General features: G+C 63.3%; 6 protein-coding genes. 5 read left to right on the forward strand and 1 reads right to left on the reverse strand.

The genetic code is table 11. The features are described from left to right. The first annotated feature begins 127 nt into the window (after positions 1–127). A complete protein-coding gene (locus tag ACREP4_RS03820) occupies positions 128–916 on the forward strand; it encodes a DsbC family protein (RefSeq protein WP_431594888.1) in 789 nt (262 codons plus the stop codon). Between the two features lie 250 nt (positions 917–1,166). Here the strand turns inward: ACREP4_RS03820 and ACREP4_RS03825 are convergent, their stop codons facing one another. Further along, complete coding sequence (locus tag ACREP4_RS03825) at positions 1,167–3,323, reverse strand: glycosyl hydrolase family 18 protein (RefSeq protein ID WP_431594889.1); 2,157 nt, start codon at positions 3,321–3,323, stop codon at positions 1,167–1,169. 322 nt (positions 3,324–3,645) lie between these two features. Between ACREP4_RS03825 and purL the strand changes: the two genes are divergently transcribed. The 4 genes from purL to ACREP4_RS03845 all read left to right on the forward strand — a co-directional run bounded on the left by purL (position 3,646) and on the right by ACREP4_RS03845 (position 22,007). Continuing rightward, positions 3,646–7,602 (forward strand): phosphoribosylformylglycinamidine synthase, encoded by a 3,957-nt coding sequence (gene purL, locus ACREP4_RS03830; RefSeq protein ID WP_431594890.1) that lies wholly within the window; start codon positions 3,646–3,648, stop codon positions 7,600–7,602. A gap of 451 nt (positions 7,603–8,053) precedes the next feature. Further along, positions 8,054–15,715 (forward strand): ESPR-type extended signal peptide-containing protein, encoded by a 7,662-nt coding sequence (locus tag ACREP4_RS03835; RefSeq protein ID WP_431594891.1) that lies wholly within the window; start codon positions 8,054–8,056, stop codon positions 15,713–15,715. A gap of 106 nt (positions 15,716–15,821) precedes the next feature. After that, positions 15,822–17,750, forward strand: coding sequence for a S8 family serine peptidase (locus ACREP4_RS03840; RefSeq protein WP_431594892.1), 1,929 nt, complete (start codon positions 15,822–15,824; stop codon positions 17,748–17,750). A gap of 525 nt (positions 17,751–18,275) precedes the next feature. Next, positions 18,276–22,007: a YadA family autotransporter adhesin gene (locus tag ACREP4_RS03845; protein ID WP_431594893.1), complete on the forward strand. Its 3,732-nt coding sequence runs from the start codon at positions 18,276–18,278 to the stop codon at positions 22,005–22,007. Positions 22,008–22,599 lie beyond the last annotated feature (592 nt).

Consider the following 22,599-nt stretch of genomic DNA (forward strand, 5'->3'; position numbering starts at 1 on the left):
AGACGCCTTTCGAGCGGGTGGTGAAAATTTGTCCAGATGCCGCATGGGAGCGAGCACTGGGCGGGCCGACGGCAGTGGGAGCGGTGTGCGAGAATCCGCGAATTCTTTATCTCTGAATGGGTTGCCGATGTTCCGAATTGCCATTGCCACGCTGTTGGCTGCGGTCAGCCTCACCGCTTGCGCGCAGCAGACGCCGCCGACCACCGCCGCAACTGCCAGCGCCGCTGCTCCGGCTGCAGACGGCCCGGTAGAGAAGCGCGTGCGTGATGCGCTCAAGGAGCTGGACCCCAACTTCAAGCCGGAATACATCGGTGCGGCGCCGTTCCCCGGCTTCCGTGAGGTGATCGTGTCCGGGCAGGTGCTGTACGTCACCGATGACGGCCGCTTCCTGATGCAGTCGCAGCCCTACGACATCGAAAAGCGTGCGATGGCCACCAGCACCGGTTTGCTGCAGTACCGCCGCGGCCTGCTGGATACCCTGCCGCATGCCGACCGCATCGTATTCGCGCCGCCGAATGCCAAGTACACCATCAGCGTCTTCACCGATATCGAGTGCGGCTACTGCCGCAAGCTGCATCAGGACATCGCTGAGTTGAACCGCAACGGCATTGCCGTCGAATACCTGGCATTTCCGCGCATGGGCCTGGGCAGCAAGGATTACACCGACATGATCTCGGTCTGGTGCGCTGACGACCGCAAGGCCGCTTTGACTGCAGCCAAGGGTGGTGCGGCCGTGCCGTCCAAGACCTGCACCAATCCGGTGGCCATGCAGTACAACCTCGGCCAGCAACTGGGCATCAACGGCACCCCGGCGATCTTCGCTGCCGATGGCAGCCAGTTGGGTGGTTACCTGCCGCCGGCACAGATCAAGGCTGCGCTGGAGCGCATTGGTACCGCGGCCGCTGGCAGCCGCTGAGTTCAGCGCTGCTGCCGGGAAATAAAAGCGCGCCCTTCCTGGCAACAGGCGGGGCGCGTTGCTTTTTGAGCGATGGAATACCGGCGTTCGGTAGCGCCGAGCCATGCTCGGCAGAGGCGTTCCCGGCAAAACCCCCGCCGAGCATGGCTCGGCGCTACAGGGAAAACCAAGCTCGGCGAGGAGTCGGCAAAAAGAAATGCCCCTGCTGCCTGAGCAGCAGGGGCATCTCACTCCCCCATCCCCGAGGAACTTACTTCAGGCCATCGCTGAGGGTGTTGACCAGCGTGCCCTGCGTGTCGTCGCCGCTGAACTCCCAGAAGAACGTGCCGCCCAAGCCTTGTGCCTTGACGTAGGCCATCTTCTCGGCGAGCAGCTCGGGCGTATCCACACTCCAGAACGTGGTGCCGTTGTAGAGCCAGGTGGCCTTGGCAACCTGGTCGGTATAAACCGGCCAGCCGAGGTTCTTGAGCACCTTCCAGTCTTCAATGCCGGCCTCGTAGCGACCCGATGCCGGTCGGCCGCTTTGGTACAAGCCATTGTTGACGTTGGGCACCTGCGTCCAGCCGCGGCCATAGAAGCCCACGCCGAGATTCAACTTGGACGCCGGCACGCCCGCGCGGAGGTAGGCCTCGATGGCGTCGTTGCTGTTGTAGTGCCTGGCATCGCCGCTGGAGGGATCGGCCGGGGAGTCGAACAACGCGGTGTGGTGGTTGGTGTTGGGTGCCCAGGCGCCGTGGAAGTCGTAGGTCATCACGTTGATGAAATCCAGATGCCGCTGATACGTGCCCGGATCGGTGACGCGGATTTTGTCGATGCCTGCACCCACGGCCACGGTCAGCAGCAGTCCGGGGCGCGTGGCGTCGAGCTGGCGGCGGAACTCGGCCAGCAGGCCATTGAAGTTCTCGCGGTCTGCCGGCGTGCCGCAACTCAGGCCACAGGCGGCCGGGTATTCCCAATCCACGTCGATGCCGTCAAAAATGCCCGCCGCCACGCCTGGGCCACCGGCGTTGTCGGTGAACGGCAGGTTGCCTTTGATGTAGGCGTCGATGCAGGAGGCGACAAAGGCCTGGCGGTTTTCCGGGCGCGCGGCGCTGGCAAAGCCGCGCGACCAGGTCCAGCCGCCGAGCGAGATCAGTACTTTCAGCTGCGGATGCTTGGCCTTGAGCTGCTTGAGCTGGTTCCAGTTGCCACGCAGCGGTTGATTCCAGGTGTCGCTGCGGCCGTTGACGCTTTCGCTGGCGCCGAATGCCTTGGTGTAGTCGGCAAACGCGTCGCCGCCGGCACCGCTGTTGGCATCGGCCATCTGGGTGACGCCGACTTCGCAGCGGTTGTTGCGGACGTTGCCGAAGGCGTAATTGATGTGGGTCAGGCGTGCCGCCGAGCCGCTGGTGTCGATGTTCTTGACCCGGTAATTGCGGCCGTAGATGCCCCATTGGGTGAAGTAGCCGATGACACGTTTGTCGCCGTCATTGCCCGCGCCCGAATTACCGCCACCGGTTTCTTCCGCCGAAGTGGTGATCGTCACCGCAGCGCTGCGGGCCGACGCATTGCCGGCCTTGTCGCGTGCCCGCACCGTGTAGGTGTAGGAGGTGCTCGGACGCAGGCCGTTGTCCAGATGACGCGCGGCGCTGGGCGAGGCGATCAAGTTGCCATTGCGATACAGGTCATATCCGACCACGCCGCTGCCGCCGGGATTGTCGCTGGCGACATTCCAGACCAGTTGGAGTGAGTTCGGGGTTTGCGCCGATGCATGCAGGCCGGTCGGCACGCTGGGCGCAGTGGTGTCCTTGCTCTCGGCGGTGACGGTTATCCGGGCCGTGGCCGAGCGGGTGCTGGCATTGCGGTTGTCGGTGGCGACGGCGGTGAGGGCGTGGCTGCCGGCCGGCGCGTTGCGCCAGATGACGCTGTACGGCGCCTGGGTATCGACGCCCAAGGACACGCTGCCGTTGAAGAACTCGACCTTGCCGATATGGCCATCACTGTCGCTGGCGGTGGCGGACAGGGTGATCGGGCTGCCAGCGGCGAAGCTGGCGCCGGAACGCGGCGAGGTCAGGGTGATCGTTGGTGCCTGGTTGGCGCCGCCGCCATTCCCACCATTCTCATTGCCGCCCCCCGTCGGCGCGTCGCAGCGGCCGAGGTTGTTGTAGTAACGGCGGCCGGCTGGATGATCGGGCGGTGCGTTCCAGATGAGGTGATTGACCTGATACAGCACGCCGCCCTTTTGCAGGGTGTGGCCGGGCTGGTAAATGGTGGTGCCGGCCCAGGCTTTCACGCCGGTGCAGTCGGCGGCCAGCGCCAATGACGGCGCAAAGGCGCTGATGGCCAGCAAGGCCAGCCAAGGGCGCCGGCCCGCTGTAGCGGGGCGGGGAGGTGAAACCGAAACGCGGCTTGCAGGGTGGTCCGTCATGGTCAATCTCCTGTCGGGTGACGTGCGGTGAGGCACGCCTTCGGCTGGCTGGCGGCACGCGCCAGCACTAGGGGCAAGGGTTTTGGGAGGATTCCGGCGGCCGGCAGGGCGCTGGCTGGCGGGCCGGGGCAGCGCCACCGGCGGGCCTGAAGATAGCGGCGGCAGAATGTAATGCTGCTTTTTATGTGGTTCCTGAGCACAGCCTGCTGTGGCCGGCTTGCGCTGGCCGAACCCTCGCCGAACCGGCCTTGGCAGGAAACGGGGCCCGGGCGGCGGACTCCGGTAGAATGGCGGGCCCGATTCCCACCATGGTCTCCCGGACATGATCGTCCTCGAGGGCGCAGCTGCCCTTTCGCCGTTCCGCCGCGAACGTCTTGAATCCCGCCTGCAGTCCATCGCCGCCGATCTGCGTATCACCGGTGCTTGGCACGTCTATTTCACTCAAGCCGCCGATGCCGGCGCGGTCGACCTGACCACGCTGGGCCGCATCGTGCAGGGCCAGCCACAGGCTGCCGAACGCGCGGATGGCGCGGTGTCGCGCTATGTGGTGCCGCGTCTGGGCACGTTGTCGCCTTGGTCGAGCAAAGCCACCGAGCTGGTGCGCGGTGCCGGTCTGGCGATCCAGCGGGTCGAGCGCGGTACCCGCATCGACCTGAGCGGCTGGCCGTCCGATCCGGCACAGCAGGCCGCCGTGGCCAAGCTGCTGCACGACCCGATGACCCAATCGCTGCTGGAAGACATCGACCAGGCGCAGGCGCTGTTCACCAGCCTGGCGCGTGGCCAGCTGGAGCGCATTGCGCTGGCTGAGCTGGAAGCGGCCAACAAGCGCCTGGGCCTGGCCCTGGCTGACGACGAAATCGATTACCTGCGCCAGCGTTATGGCGAGCTGGGCCGCGATCCGTCCGACGTTGAACTGATGATGTTCGCGCAGGCCAACTCCGAGCATTGCCGCCACAAGATCTTCAACGCCAGTTGGACGATTGATGGACGCGAGCAGGATCGCTCGCTGTTCAAGATGATCAAGAACACGCACCAGCAGACGCCGCAGCACACGCTCAGCGCGTACAGCGACAACGCGGCGGTGATTGAAGGCGAGCCGGCTGCGCGTTATCGCCCGGACCCGGCCAGCGGCAAGTACCGCAGCGAAGCGGTGCTGCCCAGCGCGTTCCAGATCAAGGTGGAAACCCATAATCATCCGACCGCCATTGCACCGTTCCCCGGTGCGGCGACCGGTGCCGGTGGCGAAATCCGCGACGAAGGTGCTACCGGCCGTGGCGGCAAGCCCAAGGCGGGCCTGACCGGTTTCTCGGTCTCGCACCTGCGCATTCCGACCCTGCCGCAGCCGTGGGAAGCACCGCGCGCGCTGAACCCGCGCATGGCACCGGCGTTGGACATCATGCTCGACGGCCCGCTCGGCGGCGCTGCGTTCAACAACGAATTTGGTCGCCCGAATCTGCTGGGTTACTTCCGCAGCTTCGAGCTGCCGGAAGGCGACATCACCCGCGCCTACGACAAGCCGATCATGTTGGCCGGTGGCCTGGGCGCGATTGATCGCATCCAGGTCGACAAGCTGCTGCTGCAGGAAGGCGATGTCGTCATCGTGCTCGGTGGCCCGGCGATGTTGATTGGCCTGGGCGGCGGTGCCGCATCGTCGGTGGCCTCGGGCGAAAGCGCCGAAGACCTCGACTTTGCCAGCGTGCAGCGCGAGAACCCGGAAATGGAGCGCCGCTGTCAGGAGGTGATCGACCGTTGCGTTGCCATGGGCACCGACAACCCGATCAAGTTCTTCCATGACGTGGGCGCCGGTGGTCTGTCCAACGCCATTCCGGAATTGCTGCATGACTCCGGCGTGGGCGGTGTGATCGACCTGGGCAAGGTGCCCACCGATGACCCGTCGCTGTCGCCGCTGGAACTGTGGTGCAACGAATCGCAGGAACGCTATGTGCTGGGTATTCCGGCCGCGCGTCTGGCCGAGTTCACCGACATCTGCGCGCGCGAGCGTTGCCCGTTTGCGGCAGTCGGCGTTGCCACCACCAAGGAACATCTGGTGGTGGCGTACGGCGCGACGCCGGACAACATCCCGGCCGATGCACCGATTGATCTGCCGATGGACGTGCTGTTCGGCAAGGCGCCGAAGATGCACCGCGACACCGCGCATCCGGCCGCGCCGCGTTGGCCGCAGCTGAAGACCGACGGCGTGGATCTGCACGCGGCGGGCCTGCGCGTGTTGGCGCACCCGACCGTGGCCTCGAAGAGCTTCCTGGTCACCATTGGTGACCGCAGCGTGGGCGGCTTGACCGCCCGCGAACAGATGATCGGCCCGTGGCAGCTGCCGATGTCCGACGTGGCCATCACCCTGGCCGGGTTCGACACCTATGCCGGTGAAGCGATGTCGCTGGGCGAACGCACGCCGCTGGCGCTGCTGGACGCTGCGGCGTCGGCACGCATGGCGGTGGGTGAAGCCATCACCAATCTGTGCGCCGCGCCGGTGCAGTCGCTGGATACGGTGAAGCTGTCGGCCAACTGGATGGCCGCGTGCGGTCACAACGGCGAAGACGCGCTGCTGTACGACGCGGTCAAGGCCGTGGGCATGGAGCTGTGCCCGCAGCTGGATATCAGCATCCCGGTGGGCAAGGACTCTCTGTCCATGCAGGCGCAGTGGGTTGTTGCGGGGAATGGGGAACAGGGAAGTGGGAATGAAAGTACCCCGTCCTCCGTCATTCCCGGTTCCCCGATCCCCGTTCCCGGTGAAACGCATAAGAGCGTTTCACCTGTTTCGCTGGTCATCACCGCGTTCGCGCCGGTGGCCGATGCGCGTCAACAACTCACCCCGCTGCTCGATCGCGAGACCGAAAGCGAGTTGTGGTTGATTGGCCTGGGTGCGGGCAAACAGCGCTTGGGTGGTTCGATCCTGGCGCAGACGCAGGCCGACCACAGCGCACTGCCGGCGTTTGCCGGGGAAGTGCCGGATCTGGATGATCCGCAGCTGCTGCGTGGCTTCTTTGAATTGATCCGCGATGCACGCGAAGCTGGCCTGCTGCTGGCGTACCACGACCGCAGCGATGGTGGTGCGTTCGCCGCGTTGTGTGAAATGTCGTTCGCCTCGCGTCAGGGCCTGGACATCGTGCTCGATGCCTGGGGCGATGATCCGTTCCGCAGCCTGTTCAATGAAGAACTGGGCGCCGTGGTGCAGATCGCCAAGGAAGACCGCGCGGCGTTTGCCGACCTGGTCGAGCGTCATGCCTTGACCGAATGCGCGCAGCGCATTGCACGCCCCACTACTGCGCCGACGGTTCGCGTGCAGCTGGGCGGCGAGAGCCTGGCCGAGTGGCGTTGGGAAGAATTGTTTGATGCCTGGTGGTCGGTGACGCACGCCATGCAGAAGCTGCGTGACAACCCGGAAGCGGCCGATCAGGAGCGCGCCATTGCCCGCAACTTCAACGCACCGGGGCTGAAGCCGAAGCTGGCGTTTGATCCCGCCGACGATGTGGCGGCGCCGTTCATCGCAACGGGTGCGCGGCCGAAGGTGGCGATCCTGCGCGAGCAGGGCGTCAACGGCCAGATCGAAATGGCCAACATCTTCGAGCGCGCCGGTTTTGATGCCTACGACGTGCACATGAGCGACCTGATTGAAGGCCGCGTGCGGTTGTCGGATTTCCGTGGTCTGGCTGCGTGCGGTGGCTTCAGTTACGGCGACGTGCTCGGTGCCGGCCGTGGCTGGGCGACCTCGGTTCTGGAGCGTCCGGCGCTGCGTGAGGCGTTTGCGACGTTCTTCGCGCGTCCGGATACCTTCGCGCTGGGCGTGTGCAACGGTTGCCAGATGATGAGCCAACTGAAGGACATCATTCCCGGTGCCGCGCATTGGCCGAAGTTCCTGCGTAACCGCAGCGAACAGTTCGAGGCACGCACCGCGTTGCTGGAAGTGCTGGAGTCGCCATCGATCCTGCTGCGTGGCATGGCCGGCTCGCGCCTGCCGGTGGCCGTGGCACACGGCGAAGGCCGCGCCGAGTTCGACAATGCCGTGGACCAGGCCGCCGCCAGCATCGCGCTGCGTTACATCGACGGTGACGGCCGCGTGGCCGAGCAGTACCCGCTGAACCCGAACGGTTCGCCGGACGGCATCACCGGCCTGACCAGCAGCGATGGCCGCGTCACCATCCTGATGCCGCACCCGGAACGTACCCCGCGCACGGCCAATCTGAGCTGGGCGCCGGGCAGCTGGGGCGAAGACTCGCCGTGGCTGCGCATGTTCCGCAATGCGCGTGTTTGGTGTGGCTGAGCTGAGGCTGCACAGAGAAAATTTTCAGTTGAAATGAAAAAAGTTTGAAAACGCCCGCAGGCCAAGGCCTGCGGGTTTTTTTTGGCCTTTTTTTTGCCGTCAACGCACCGCCGCCGGTCTGTACCCGGGGGTGATTGGACAGCGTTGTTTCCAAAAATCTATTCCTGAAAATCTCATTTGATTTTGGGATTTGTGACGAGTGCATCAACTGTTTGGCAGACAGTCAGAAATTTGACGGCGCTGCAGCGCGTGTCTTCAACTCCGCTCCGTCCTGCAGACATCGCCAACGAAAGGGGATTCAAAGCGACGTCCGCCCACCGGCCAAACACCGGCGCGCCCCGCACAGGGAACTCAGGAACACCGTGCCGACTGAGCCTTTGAAGAGGGCTATGCGCGCCGGTGGTGGGATTTCTTCGTGAGCACAAAAAACAGTCCACTCAGGAGCAATGTGATGAATCGGATCTATCGCAAGGTTTGGAACAAGGCGTTGGGACAGATGGTGGTGGCATCGGAACTTGCATCGTCCGATTCGTCCGGCGTGGTGGTGGATCAACGCAGCAGTGGTAGCCACCGTTTGCAGGCGATGGTCATCGCGGTTGCTCTGGCGTTGGCAGCAGGTCTCGCCATCCCGGGTGTGCAGGCGCAATCACTGGCTGTGGGCGGCACCGGCAAGTGTGTGGTGATAGGCGCCATGGAACTGCAGGATTGTGCATTGGGGGGTACCGCAGTGGCGTTGGGCGCCAATGCAACCGCCTTTGGCGCATCCGCGCGTGCGAACGCAGACAACAGTGTCGCGCTGGGCGCCAATTCGGTGGCTGACCGTGCCGGCAGCGTTTCCGTGGGCAGCGTTGGCGGCGAGCGTCAGATCACCAATGTTGCTGCCGGCACGGCCGCAACCGATGCGGTGAACAAGGCACAACTCGACGCGGTGGCCGTTGTCGCCGGCAATGTGCAGCGCTACTTCACCGCCAATGGCCGGGCCGATGGCAGCGACGATGCAGTGGTCACGGGTACCGGTGCCATGGCGATGGGTGCATCCAGTGCGGCCAGTGCCGAGTACAGCGTGGCGATGGGTGTTGCTGCACAGGCGACCGGCAGGAACGCGATGGCCTTGGGGGCGGACACCGCCGCCATCGGTGAAGGGTCGGTTGCCTTGGGCAATCGCGCGCGGGTAACGGCGCGGCAGAGCATGGCACTGGGCGTTTCAGCGCAGGCCAATGCTGCCAATTCCGTGGCCTTGGGCGCGTACTCGGAGGCTGATCGCGCCAACACGGTGTCAGTCGGCAGCGTCGGTGCCGAGCGCCAGATCACCAACGTCGCCGCGGGTACTGCAGACACTGATGCGGTGAACAAGTCGCAGCTCGATGTCGTGGCCGATGTTGCCGAAGGCACGCAGCGTTACTTCACCGCGAATGGTTTGAATGACGGCAGCGACGATGCGGTGGCCAGCGGTGCGGGTGCAACGGCGGCCGGTGTTGGTTCGCAGGCAACCGGTGCGGAAAGCACAGCGGTTGGCAGCTACAACGTGGCCGAAGGTGACTACAGCAGTGCACTGGGCTACGTGAATACCGCCAATGGTGCGAACAGCTCGGCGGTCGGCAACTTCAACCAGGTCGATGGCGAAAACAGCAATGCGTTTGGTTTTGCCAACCTGGTGGATGGCGACAACGCCACGGCGATTGGCAGCAATTCGGTCGCATCGGGCGATTACAGCGTGGTGCTGGGTGATGCGGCCTCGGCTTTGGCGGAGGATGCGGTAGCGGTCGGACATGGCAGCGTGGCCAGCAACAACAGTGCCGTGGCACTGGGCTGGGATGCGCAGGCGACCGGGGAGTATGCAATTGCCCAAGGCGCCTTGGCGAAGGCATCGGGTGAGCAGTCCGTTGCAAACGGTGTGATGGCCAATGCAGAGGGGGACAACTCCACCGCAGTAGGCGGTTTTGCTGTGGCTTCCGAATACATGGCTCAGGCGTTTGGTTACGCGGCCGAGGCAACGGGCAACCAAAGCCTTGCCGTAGGTGCAGGGGCATTGGCGTCAGGTGATTCGGCGACCGCAGTGGGCGGCTATGCGTTGGGAATGATCAATGCTGAAGCATCCGGCGACGGTGCAGCGGCGTTCGGTAGTGGCGCATGGGCAACGGGTGACTACGCCACGGCGGTCGGTTTCAGTAGCTGGGCCGACGCACGTGATGCTACGGCCATCGGTCAGCGTTCCATGGCAATGGCGGTCAACAGTGTTGCCTTGGGTGCCAATTCGGTGGCCGAACGTGACAACACCGTATCGGTGGGTGATGTCGGTACGGAACGCCAGATCACCAACGTCGCTGCCGGTACGGAAGACACCGACGCGGTGAACAAGTCGCAACTCGATGATGTAGCTGCGGTGGCCGGCAACACTGACAAGTACTTCAAAGCCACCGGCAGCGCCGAGAGTGATGCCGGTGCCTACGCAGAAGGTGATGGCGCGACCGCTGCTGGTGAGGGCGCCAATGCCATTGGCAAGGGGGCTGTTGCGGTCGGTAATGGCGCCAATGCAATGGCCGAGGGCAGCAGTGCAGTTGGAATGAATGCCAGTGCCACGGGAGACAACAGTCTTGCTCTTGGGCGAGACGCCCAGGCGGCTGGGCAGAACAGCGTAGCTTCGGGCAGTGGTGCACTTGCACAAGGCGACGAAACCGTCGCGCAGGGATTTGATGCCAAGGCAACTGGTTATGGCGGAGTTGCGGTCGGTCTGTATTCGTTTGCTGATGGCGACACGTCTGTAGCGCTTGGCTCTGGTGCAATATCGGCTGGAACGAAAAGTATTGCCGTCGGTACAAACGCCCGGGCGATTGGTGATCGATCCATTGCGATCGGTGGGCAAGACGTCGTCGATGGAATCGCCTGGTCGACTTCGGCAAGAGGAAACAACGCAATTGCTTTGGGCGCTGCCGCACAGGCGAATGCCGACTATGCAACTGCAATAGGCTGGGGGGCGTTTGCCAATGCCGAGGCCGCCGCCGCGTTGGGCGCGGGCTCCGGCGCAAATGAGGAACGCAGCACGGCCTTGGGCTCGGGAGCGCAGGCAGACGCATTCAATAGTGTGGCGCTGGGTGCCTACTCATTGGCAGACCGCGAAAACAGCGTGTCGGTGGGCACGGCCGGCGCCGAACGACAGATCACCAACGTCGCAGCCGGCACCGAAGACACCGACGCGGTGAACAAGTCACAGCTGGATGACGTGGCTGATGTTGCTGAAGGCACGCAACGCTATTTCACCGCCAATGGTCTGGCTGATGGCAGCGACGATGCAGTGGCCAGTGGTGAGGGCGCGACTGCAGCAGGTGTTGGATCGCAGGCCACCGGTGCAGAGAGCACGGCGGTCGGTAGTTACAACGCCGCTGTCGGTGATTACGCCAGTGCCATTGGCTATGTGAACACTGCCAATGGCGTGAACAGCTCCGCGGTCGGCAATTTCAATCAAGTGGATGGCGAAAACAGCAGCGCGTTTGGCTTTGCCAATCTAGTGGACGGCGACAACGCCACTGTGGTGGGTAGCAACAGCATCGCTTCGGGCGCTGACAGCTTTGCGGCGGGTGAGGCGGCTGCTGCCATTGGACAATCCAGTCTGGCTGCTGGCCACCAAAGCAATGCGAGTGGCATCGGCGCAGTAGCTATCGGCTATCAGGCAAGCGCTGAAAGTTTGAGGAGCAGTGCGCTGGGCTACAAGGCTTCAGCAATCGGTATAGCAGCAAGCGCATTTGGCAATGAGTCCAATGCCGTTGGCCGGGGAAGTACGGCTATCGGCGCTAGCGCAAATGCCTTGGGTGACGTGTCAATAGCGCTTGGCAGTGGGCGCGCCGAAGGGAATTCAAGCATCGCCATGGGGCAGTCTGCGTTTACCACGGCGGATGGCGCAGTCGCGATTGGCGGGGCTTATGAGATCGTCGATGACGACATGATCATTCACAGTCCGACATTTGCAACTGGCAAATATGCAACAGCGCTGGGTAGCGGCGCATCCGCCGAAGCCTTGAATGCAACCGCTGTGGGCGTCATGTCCTATGCCACGGGCATCAGTGCAGCTGCATTCGGTGCGAATGCGGCTGCAACCGCTGAAGCTGCTACGGCGCTGGGTCTCGGGGCGCGGGCCAACCACGAGAGAAGTGTTGCGCTGGGCGCACTTTCGGAGACGGATCGCGATCTCAGTGTATCGGTCGGCCGGGTTGGCCTTGAACGACAGATCACCAACGTCGCCGCCGGCACCGAAGACACCGACGCGGTGAACAAGTCGCAGCTGGATGACGTGGCGGCGGTGGCCGACAACACTGACAAGTACTTCAAGGCCACCGGCAGTGCCGACAGTGATGCCGGTGCTTATGTCGAAGGTGACAACGCAACGGCTGCAGGTGAAGCAACCAACGCCATCGGCAATGGGGCATCCGCTTTTGGCGGCGGCGCGAACGCAGTAGCCGATGGCGCGACCGCCATGGGCGTGAACGCCCTGGCCAGCGGCCAGAACAGCGCTGCGTTCGGCCAAAACGCCAGCGCCACCGGCCCTGGTGCGGTGGCCGTGGGCGGCAATGCGGTGGACGAAAACGGCGATCCGCTGATTACGTTCGAGGGTGCGCCGGTCAGCACCGGGGCGACCAGTGCCGGTGTCGGCGGAACCGCGCTGGGTGCCAGCGCCGATGCGAGCGGCTTCGCCGCGACCGCAACGGGTGTCGGTGCACAGGCCAGTGGCGATCAATCCACTGCCAGTGGTGCAATCGCCACTGCGCTGGGTGATTACAGCACCGCGACCGGCTCGGAGAGCTTTGCGGCAGGTGCCGGCACCACGGCAGTGGGCTTCAACGCGGCGGCGTATGAAGAGGGCAACGTTGCAGTCGGCCGCAACGCATCTGCATTGGGTGCTGGCAGCCTGGCGATTGGTGATGGTGCTGAAACCGGCTTCGGTGCCTTTGATATCGGTGCGAGCAATGCGGTTGCGATCGGTAGCGGCAGTTGGGCCTTCGGCGATGACACCACGGCGGTCGGTGCGAACACCATGGCCTTTGGTCAGCAATCGACGGCTATCGGTACGGGAGCTGAGGCCGGCAAGACCAACTCGGTCGCACTTGGTGCAGGTTCGCTTGCGGATCGCGACAACAGTGTGTCGGTAGGCAAGGCCGGTGCCGAGCGTCAGATCACCAATGTTGCTGCCGGTACCGAAGACACCGATGCGGTGAACAAGTCGCAGTTGGATGCAGTCGCTGATGTTGCCGATGGCACGCAGCGCTACTTCACCGCCAACGGTTTGAATGACGGCAGCGACGATGCCGTGGCCAGCGGTGCAGGTGCGACGGCGGCGGGTGTTGGTTCGCAGGCAACCGGTGCACAGAGCACGGCGGTCGGCAGCTACAACGTGGCCAGTGGTGATTACAGCAGCGCACTGGGCTATGTGAACACCGCCAATGGCGTGAACAGTTCGGCAGTCGGCAACTTCAACCAGGTTGATGGTGAAAACAGCAGCGCGTTTGGCTTTGCCAACTTGGTGGATGGCGACAACGCCACCGCGATTGGCAGTAATTCAGTGGCTTCCGGCAACTACAGCTTTGCCGCCGGCGATGGCGCGCTTGCAGGTGCCGACCATGCGTTGGCGGTGGGTGCATCCAGTGTTGCCAGCGGTGAGCGCAGTGTGGCACTCGGCGCAGGCGCGCAGGCCGATGCGGAACGCAGTATCGCCCTTGGTGCGGATTCGGTGGCAGATCGGGCCAACACCGTGTCCGTCGGTAGCGCCGGCTCAGAGCGGCAGATCACCAACGTCGCCGCTGGCACCGAAGACACCGATGCGGTGAACAAGTCGCAGTTGGATGAAGTGGCCAGTGTTGCCGATGGCACGCAGCGCTACTTCACCGCCAACGGTTTGAATGACGGCAGCGACGACGCAGTGGCCAGTGGTGCAGGTGCAATGGCCGCGGGTGTCGGCTCGCAGGCAACCGGCGCGAAGAGTACGGCGGTAGGCAATTACAACGTGGCGGCGGGCGACAACGCCACCGCGATTGGCAGCAGCGCGGTGGCATCCGGTAATTCCAGCCTGGCGTCTGGGCACGGTGCCTTGGCCGGTGCGGATCTGGCAGTGGCGGTGGGTGCATCCAGTGTGGCCAGTGGCGAGAGCAGCTTGGCCTTGGGTGTCGGCGCAGAGGCCAGCGGCAGGAACTCGATGGCCTTGGGTGCGGATGCAGCAGCCGTCGGCGAAGGCTCGGTCGCTCTGGGCAATCGCGCCCGGGCAAGCGGGCAGCAGAGCATGGCGCTGGGCGTGTCGGCGCAGGCCAATGCGGCCAACGCCGTGGCCTTGGGTGCGTACTCGGTTGCAGGCCGCGCCAACACGGTGTCGGTGGGCAGTGCCGGTGCAGAGCGGCAGATCACCAATGTGGCAGCCGGTACGCAGGACACCGACGCGGTGAACAAGTCGCAGCTGGATGAACTGGCCGACGCCATTGGCACCTCCAACCAGTACTTCCAGGCCAATGGTGAAGGCGCTGCGGTGGCCAGCGGCACCAACAGCGTGGCGGCCGGTGCGGCGGCAGTTGCCAGCGGTGAGCGCAGCATGGCGCTGGGCATGTCCAGCGAGGCGACAGCAACCGGTGCTACGGCGGTGGGCACTGATGCCTCCGCGCGTGCCGTGAACAGCACCGCGCTGGGCCGCAACAGCGCCATCACCGCGGCAAATGGTGTGGCGGTTGGCTTTGGCGCATTTGCCAGCAATGGCGTAAACGGCATTGCCATCGGCGCCAATGCGGGCGTGTCGGGTGCCAATTCGGTTGCGCTGGGCGCAGGTTCGCGAGCGACCGAGGCCAATGTGGTGTCGGTAGGTGGCGGTGACGGCATCAACGGGCCGACAACACGTCGCATCGTCAACGTCGGTGCAGGCCGTATTGCCGAAGGCAGTACCGATGCAGTCAACGGCGGCCAGCTGCATGTGACCAACCAACGCGTGGGCGCGGTGGAAACCCGCGTCAACGATATGGATGGCCGCATTGGCACTATCGAAAGCGTCACCACCAATGCGGTGGTGTATGACGACACCAACCGCGATGTGATCACGCTGTCCGGCCTGCAGGGCACCACGCTCGACAACGTGGCCGAAGGCCGCATTGCCACGGGCAGCATGCAGGCGGTCAACGGTGGTCAGCTGTATCAATCGCTGAGCTCCATGGCCACGATCCTGGGCGGCGGCGCGGCGATGGGCATGCAGGGCGTGTTCGTGGCCCCGACCTATGTCATCCAGGGTTCCAGCTTCAACAACGTGGGTGATGCACTGCGCGCGCTGGACGGACAGGTGACCACCATCAACAACTATCTGGCGGAAAACGGCGGCGGTGACGGCGGCGGTCCAGGTGGTCCCAGCGGCGGTGGCGTGGTGCTGGGTGATCGCGCGACCGCACCGGATGTGAAGGGTACCGGCATCGGCCATGACGCACTGGCCATTGGCGTCAATGACACCGCGATAGGCAGCAATGCTCGCGTGCATGCGGATGGCAGCACGGCAGTCGGCGCAAATGCCAGCATTTCGCAGGACGCAGACAACGCGGTGGCGGTGGGTGAGAGCGCGTCGGTAACTGCCACGGCGGGTACGGCCATTGGCCAAGGTGCCAGCGTCACCGCACAGGGCGCAGTTGCCCTGGGCCAGGGCGCGGTTGCTGATCGTGCCAATACGGTGTCGGTGGGAACCGTTGGCGGCGAGCGTCAGATCACCAATGTCGCTGCCGGCACGCAGGCTACCGATGCGGTCAACAAGCAGCAGTTGGACACCGGCATCGCTTCGGCCAATGCCTATACCGACAGCCAGATGAGCGGCTTGAATGACAGCTTCACCGGGTTGCGCGATGACATGGACAAGCGTCTGCGTCATGTCGACCGACGACTGGATCGTCAGGGCGCGATGGGTGCGGCGATGTTGAACATGGCCACCAGTGCCGCCGGCCTGCGCACGCAGAACCGCCTGGGGGCGGGTGTGGGCTTCCAGGGCGGTGAATCGGCACTGTCGATTGGCTACCAACGTGCCATCAGTGACCGCGCCACGGTCACCTTGGGCGGCGCCTTCAGCGGTGACGACAGTTCCATCGGTATCGGTGCCGGCTTCGGCTGGTAACCCGTTGTCCTTCCTCCCTTCTCAACTGTCACCCCTTCATAAGGGCGGCAGCGGGGCGGGAGGTCTTATGCAGCAGTACTCAATCCTGTGACCAAGGACCTAATAGATGAACAGAATCAAGTTTGGTGTGGCATTGGCGGGTGTGATGATGGCTTCAATGGGCGTTTCCGACGGCATGGCTGCTTCACCGCAGGACGGGCAGCTGCGCGAGTTCGGGCAACCCGGAAACGATGACGGCGGTGCGTATCGGTTTGTGGTCAAGTACCGCGACGGTGCTGTTGAACGGCATGATGCGGCGCGGATCAACATCGGCGCCATGAAGGCTGCATCGCGTGCAGGCGTTGACCGCCTGGTGCGCGCGACGGCAACCATGTCAGCGCGGCCAGCGGTACAGATGCGTTTCCAGCGTTCGATGGCCATGCCCGGCTGGAATGTCCTTCGCGCTTCACGGCGATTGGATCGGGCCGAAGCAGCTGCCTTCATGCGCGAGCTGAAGGCGGACCCTGCGGTCGAATCCGTCGAGATCGACGTGATGATGGTGCCGATGGTGAGCCACCGCATCGCAGCCGCGCCGAATGATCCTGACTACCAGAGGTTGCAATGGCATTTCCACAATGCCATCAGCGGCGTGCGTGCGCCGCAGGCATGGGAGCGTTCGCAGGGTGATGGCGTGGTGGTGGCGGTGATCGACACCGGCTTTGTCCGTGGCAATCCGGATCTGCAGAACAATGTGCTGCCCGGTTACGACATGATCACCGACAAGCGCGTTTCCCGACGTGATAGTGATGGGCGCGCGGCCGGGGGCTGGGATGAGGGCGACTGGGTTGAAGCGAACTACTGCTCGGGCTGGGCCGCAAATGGTTCGCACAGGGCAGCGGACAGTAGTTGGCACGGTACGCACGTGGGCGGCACCGTCGCCCAGGAAACCCACAACGGTAAGGGCGTCGCCGGACTGGCGTACAAGGCAAAGGTCGTGCCGGTGCGCGTGCTTGGCTCCTGTGGTGGATTCGGGAGTGACATCTCTGACGGCATTCTCTGGGCAGCGGGCGGAGAGGTGCCCGGGTTGCCGCTGAATCCCAATCCAGCGGAAATCATCAACATGAGCCTGGGAAGTTCACTCCCGGCGGCCTGTCCTACGAGTTACCAGGAAGCCATTGACAAGGCCAACAGCCTGGGCGCCATCATCATGGTGGCTGCCGGCAACAGTAATGGAGTGGCTGGCGACCACACCATGGGGTCGTGCAAGAACGTGATCGTGGTAGGTGGTTCTCGTTATACCGGCGGCAAATACTCCGCTTCCAATCATGGCCCCCGCGTGGATTTCGCAGCACCGGCAGGCGATGCGGCCGATGGCAATCCCAATGGCGGTGTCTGGCAGATGATCAATAGGGGAACCACCCGACCCTTGGAGGGGGAGGCAAATTGGAGGCTTAGTGGTTTCATCGGTACTTCGATGGCTTCGCCGCATGCGGCAGCCGCGGCGGCGATGATCCAGAGCGTGGTTCAGACACCGCTGACCTGGCAGCAGATGCGTGACCTTCTGCGCAAGACTGCGAGCCCGTTCCCCGTCACGATTCCGGCCAACACAAGTATCGGTGCTGGCATTCTCAACGTGGATGCAGCATTGGCCGAAGCCACCAAGGTGCCCTGCAACCCTGAAGCCGAGACGTGTGGTCCCGATGCGACTGCACTGGTCAACAAACAAGTAGTTTCGCCGTTGACGGGTGTTGAAGGTGATGAAGTGCTTTACAGCTTCCAGGCCGAGGCTGGCAAGGTGCTCTCGTTCATGACCTATGGCGGCACGGGTGAGGTATTCATGTATGTCGGCCACGAGCGGGAGCCGACTAGCACGGACTATGACGCCCGTTCCAGCCGTAGCAAAACCACCAGCCAGACGGTCCGCTTTACCGCGCCCAAGGCGGGCACGTACTACATCAAGCTGATAGGGCCAAAGGTGCAACCGCTGTTCCCGCCCATTGGCAACCCGCCGCCCAAGAATGCATATACCGGCGTGAACCTGGTAGCCCGTCAATAGGTCTTTATCCGTAGCCCCTTGAACCCCGGCAGTGCCGGGGTTCCTTTCCCCCTTCTCAGTGCAGTTGGATACAGCATCGGGGATCCCCGTTTTGATGCGGAAGGGCTGAAACGCCAGAACAAGGCGCTGATGAACAGGCATTTCGTCCTCTCGTTTCCACTGCATTCAATAAAGTTGGAAGAGGCCCACAGGCCAACGCTTGTGGGCTTTTTTTTGTGTGCTACACGCGGGCAATGGATTGGACCGCACTGTCCCCGCGTTGTAGGAGACAGGGTTGTTCTACATGAACTTACCGGCCGCGTACGTCGATTCAACCATCTGTTTTCAGCTGTACCGCCGCAGCTGTACCTGCGGGTGAACAACTTGACGCTGGAGACAACGTCTTTCAAAACTCCAGCCGCGCCTGGCAGATCTGCCGCCAGTGCAGCCATAGATGGAAAAAGTGCAGGAATCCTCTGAGCGTTGAATCCCGTGAGGCGACGCTTGGCCCGGTGATTGAAAGCCCTGCCTTCCTGGAGCAGTGCCATGAACCGTATTTGCCGCAAGGTGTGGAACCGGGCTTTGGCGCGTATCAACGTAGTGCCGGATGGTGCGGCGGGTCCGACGGGAAAGCGGTTGCGGCTGCCGCCGCTTGCGCTTGCGCTTGCGCTGGGGCTTGGACTCCTGCTGTCAGCGCCCCCAACGGTGCGTGCGCAGTCGGTTGGAATAGGCGGTGTAGCGCAATGCTTTTCCAGCTTCATTCCCAACGCGCCGCGCGTGAACTGCGTTGAAGTAGGTAGCGCCGTCGCGAGCGGAAGCAATGCGGTTGCTATTGGAGCATCCAGTCTTGCCGGCGCAGCCAACAGCGTCGCGCTGGGTGCCAATGCGGTGGCTGATCGGGCCAACACGGTATCGGTCGGTCGCTTGGGTGACGAGCGCCAGATCATCAATGTTGCAGCCGGTGTCGAAGCCACGGATGCAGTCAACAAGGAACAGCTGGAACTGGCCGTCAGCTACTTCCAGGCCAATGGCTTTGGTGATGGCAGCGACGCAGCCGTCGCGGGAGGTGTGGGTGCGAGTGCCGTAGGCGTGGGGTCGCAAGCCAGCGGTGCGGAAAGCACCGCAATGGGCAGCTACAACGCGGCCATCGGCGACTATGCGAACGCGGTGGGCTACATGAACACCGCGGAGGGCATCTATAGCTCGGCAATTGGCAGTTTGAATCAAGTGGATGGCGAGAACAGCAGCGCATTCGGCTTCTCCAATACGGTGGAAGGCAGCAACTCCGTCGTGATTGGCAGCAATAGCCGGGCCAGCGCAAACGCCGGTCTTGCAGCTGGCGATGGTGTGTTGGTGAGCGCCGACGGCGCGATTGCATTGGGGGCTGCGGCGATAGCGTCAGCATCCAACGCGGTTGCGCTTGGAACGGGATCCGTAGCCGATCGCGTCAACGCGATTTCGGTGGGGGGCCTGGATGCCGAGCGACAGATCATCAATGTGGCTGCGGGTACGCAAGCGACTGATGCGGTGAATAAAGCACAGTTGGACGCGGTTTCTGTTGCAGCCTCGGTTGCCGCTGTTGAGGTGGCTGCCGATGCAGCGGAAGCTGCGGTTCGCTACTTCAGGTCTGACGGTGCTGATGATGGAAGCGATGACGCCGTCGCTAGCGGCGTTGGCGCTTCAGCTATTGGTCGCAATGCGGTCGCATCAGCCGATGGAAGCGTGGCGGTGGGCGCAGGCTCGGTCGCAGATCGCGCCAATGCAATTTCGGTGGGTGCTTTGAATGCGGAACGACAAATCATCAACGTGGCTGCGGGAACGCAAGCGACTGATGCGGTGAATAAAGCACAGTTGGATGCGGTTTCTGCTGCAGCCTCGGTTGCCACTGTTGAGGTGGCTGCCGATGCAGCGGAAGCAGCCGTTCGCTACTTCAGGTCTGACGGTGCTGATGATGGAAGCGATGACGCCGTCGCTAGCGGCGTTGGCGCTTCTGCCATTGGCCGAAATGCGGTCGCATCAGCCGATGGAAGCGTGGCGTTGGGCGCAGGCTCGGTCGCAGATCGCGCCAATGCGATTTCGGTGGGTGCTGTGGATGCAGAGCGACAGATCACCAATGTGGCTGCGGGAACGCAATCCACCGACGCAGTGAACAAGGCGCAGTTGGATGCGGTTTCTGTTGCAGCTTCGGTTGCCGCTGTTGAGGTGGCTGCCGATGCAGTGGAAGCAGCGGTTCGCTACTTCAGGTCTGACGGCGCGGAGGATGGAAGCGACGACGCCATCGCTAGCGGCGTTGGCGCTTCTGCCATTGGCCGAAATGCGTTGGCTTCAGCTGATGGAAGCGTTGCGTTGGGCGCAGGCTCGATCGCGGATCGCGCCAATGCGATTTCGGTAGGCGCTTTGGATGCGGAGCGACAGATCACCAATGTGGCTGCCGGGACGCAATCCACCGACGCAGTCAACAAAGCGCAGTTGGACGCGGCTTCTGTTGCAGCTTCGGTTGCCGCTGTTGAGGTGGCTGCCGATGCAGCGGAAGCAGCCGTTCGCTACTTCAGGTCTGACGGTGCTGATGATGGAAGCGATGACGCCGTCGCTAGCGGCGTTGGCGCTTCTGCCATTGGCCGAAATGCGGTCGCATCAGCCGATGGAAGCGTTGCGTTGGGCGCCGGTTCGGTCGCAGATCGCGCCAATGCGATTTCGGTGGGTGCTGTGGATGCCGAGCGACAAATAATCAACGTGGCTGCGGGAACGCAATCCACCGACGCAGTGAACAAAGCGCAGTTGGATGCGGTCTTCATTGCGGCCGGTGCAGCCAACCGGTACTTGGCTTCCGATGGCGCCGCCGATGGCAGCGACGATGCGGTAGCTAGCGGTGTGGGCGCAGTGGCTGTCGGTCAGAATGCGCTCGCGTCGGGCGATGGCAGTGTATCGGCGGGCAACGGGACGTTGGCCAGTGGCATCAACTCCATTGCATTGGGGAGCGGCGCTCAAGCGCTCGAAGACAATGTGATCTCAGTTGGCGGTGGTGATGGCAGCGACGGGCCGGCCACGCGACGCATCGTTAACGTCGGTGAAGGCCGCTTGGCCGATGACAGTACGGATGCGGTGACTGGCAGCCAATTGCATGCCACCAACCAGCGCCTGGGGACGGTGGAAAACCGGGTGGATGACATCGATGCGCGTATCGGGAATGTGGAAGGCCTGGCTATCAATGCGGTGAGTTACGACGCAGCTGACCGCGACGTGTTGACGCTCTCCGGCGGACAGGGAACGACGCTGAATAATGTGGCTGCTGGTGATGTCGCCTCGGGCAGCCGGCAGGCGATCAATGGTGGGCAGTTGTACGACGCGCTCGGCGCGGTGGCGAGTGTGCTCGGCGGTGGTGCCGCGCTGGGCATGCAGAGTCTGTTTGTCGCGCCAAACTATGTCGTTCAAGGCGCCAGCTACAACACTGTGGGCGACGCGTTGAGCGCACTTGATGCGCAGATCACCGTGCTCAATTCCCGCACCATCGGCGACGGTAGCGAGGGCAATAACGGTGGTGGCGTGGTACAGGGCGATAGAGCGACTGCGTCGCAGGAATCGGACGTAAGTATTGGCCATGACGCGCAAGCCGCGTACCGGAATGGAACCGCAGTGGGCAGCGCCGCCGGTGTGTTTGCCGACGCGGGAACTGCCATCGGCGCGAACGCCCGGATCAGCGCGGGTGCGGACGGCGCGGTCGCGTTGGGCGATGGTGCGAGTGTCAGTGCCAGCGGTGGTACGGCGATTGGTTCCGGCGCGCGTGTCAGCGCCACCGGCGCAGTGGCATTGGGGCAGGATTCGGTAGCCGATCGCGCCAACACGGTGTCGGTGGGAAGCGCAGCCATTGAACGGCAAATCACCCATGTCGCGGCAGGTACCGAGGACAGCGATGCGGTCAACAAGGCGCAGTTGGACACGGGTATTGCATCGGCCAATCGCTATACCGACAGCACGTTCGTCGGCATGAATGATCGTTTCGAGCTGCTGCGCAACGACATGGATGTTCGTCTGCGACAGGTGGAACGCCGCCTTGATCGGCAAGGCGCGATGAACGCGGCGATGTTGAACATGGCCACGAGCATGGCGGGGATCCGCACCGACAACCGTGTCGGCGTCGGTATCGGTTTCCAGGGCGGTGAGTCTGCGCTGTCGATTGGCTACCAACGCGCCTTGAGTGACCGCGCGACATTGACCTTCGGTGGCGCGTTTGGTGGTGACGACAGCTCGATTGGCATCGGTGCAGGTTTTGGCTGGTGAGTGCGCGGATGACAATTCAGCAATCGCGCGAGCGGCGATAAAAGCGGTCGATGCGGGCGGTTTGGCTCGGCGAAAGTCGAGTGCGAAACGATGCAGGGTCAGGAAATTCCTACAGCTACAAAGTTCCGCAACGCAAAAGAATGGTGCAGCTGAATAGGCGACATCAAAAAATTTTCGACTGAAACCAAAAATCGCTGCGAGAAGCCCGTAGGCCAAGGCCTGCGGGCTTTTTTGTTTGCCCGTCGTCCACCGAAACGGGGAAAGGCAACTGTCCGAGGGTTGGACGGGTACATCGGATTGTTTCTTAAGCGATTTCTGATTGGCGGCGGTCCGAAAACCGGCTGTTTTGTGGGCTACTTCACAAAATGATCACGACTAGTCAAATGCTTGACGCTGGATGAACGGTCGTTCAACACTCAAACCATCCTGTAGCAAACCCATGCGTATGGAACGCAGGGGCTGCCACGACAGACGTGAGCCTTACGTGCCCGGCATGCCCGGGTAGCGGGATTTACCACCCCAGGGGGGGGGTCGCCGGGCGCATTCAGCTCGGCGATCACGCTATCTGCCAGCGACAAAGAAACCAGCCCAC

Source organism: Stenotrophomonas sp. (genome assembly GCF_050737575.1).
GTDB lineage: Bacteria > Pseudomonadota > Gammaproteobacteria > Xanthomonadales > Xanthomonadaceae > Stenotrophomonas.